This window comes from Thalassospira sp. MCCC 1A01428 (genome assembly GCF_002115825.1).
Lineage (GTDB): Bacteria > Pseudomonadota > Alphaproteobacteria > Rhodospirillales > Thalassospiraceae > Thalassospira.
In genome coordinates this window covers 1-1,198 of the sequence record NZ_JFJZ01000133.1, presented here as the reverse complement: position 1 = coordinate 1,198, position 1,198 = coordinate 1, and the positions used below count along the sequence as shown (strand labels likewise).

Annotated in this window: 1 protein-coding gene; it reads left to right on the top strand. The window is 51.7% G+C overall.

The annotated features are described in order from the left end of the window. Nucleotides 1-71: 71 nt before the first annotated feature. Nucleotides 72-1,159 (top strand): IS3 family transposase gene (locus THS27_RS26235; protein WP_139835771.1). Its coding sequence is split into 2 segments (ribosomal slippage): nucleotides 72-327 and nucleotides 327-1,159, totalling 1,089 coding nucleotides; the frame shifts between segments, so codons are not numbered across the junction. Nucleotides 1,160-1,198 lie beyond the last annotated feature (39 nt).

Genomic DNA, 1,198 nt, shown 5'->3' with positions numbered 1-1,198 from the left:
GGTAATCCGCCCGGAAAATAACGGGTTTTGAAAGTAGAATTTTCTCGGGCTTAATAGACGAGGAGATTTTGATGAAGACAAGCAGATTTAGTGAAGCACAGATCCTTTTAATCCTGCGACAGGCAGAAGGCGGCGTCCCTGTGCCGGAGCTTTGCCGGGAGCATGGAATGAGTTCGGCGAGTTTTTACAAGTGGCGGGCCAAATATGGTGGGATGGATGCGTCAATGATCAGCCAGATGAAGGCCCTGGAAGATGAAAACCGTCGCTTGAAGAAGATGTATGCCGAGATGTGCATGCAGGCTGACCTTCTTAAAGAGGTTTTAGGAAAAAAATGACGCGGCCATCTCAACGCCGGGAGATGGCCGCCAAAGCTGTGGCGGTCCACAGGATCAGCATTGCTCTTTCCTGTCGTGCTTTTGGGATCAGCGAAACCTGCTATCGTTACAAGGGCAAGCAAAATGGCGAGAACGACCAGATTGCCGATCTGCTGATCGGGTTAACGACAGCGAAGAAAACATGGGGCTTTGGCTTGTGCTTTCTGTATTTGCGCAATGTTCGGGGCTATTGCTGGAACCACAAGCGCGTTTATCGCATCTACCGTGAGTTAGAGCTGAATTTGCGGATCAAGCCTCGTAAACGGTTGAAGCGGGACAGGCCTGAGGCATTGGCTGTGCCAGAAGCACCAAACAGGGTCTGGTCGATGGATTTCATGATGGATCGCCTGGAGGATGGCAGGCCGTTCCGGCTGCTGAACGTTCTGGACGATTTCAACCGGGAGGGGCTCGGCATCGAAGTGGATTTCTCACTGCCTGCGGAGCGCGTGATCCGCAGTTTGAACCAGATCATCGAATGGCGTGGCAAACCATTTGCCATCAGGGTTGATAATGGCCCTGAATATATAAGCAAAAAATTGACGGAATGGGCTGAGCAACAAGGAATTTCCCTGAACCACATCCAGCCTGGCAAGCCGCAGCAAAACGCCTATATCGAGCGATATAACCGGACTGTCCGGCATGAATGGCTGGACCAATACATCATTGAAAGCATTGCGCAGGCGCAAGAGTTCGCCACTAAATGGCTCTGGACGTACAACAACCAACGGCCCAATATGGGCATCGGCGGCATAACACCCGCACAGAAACTGAAAACCGCCGCGTGAATTCTACCTGACAGCTCCGTTAAAAATGGGGGGATTACC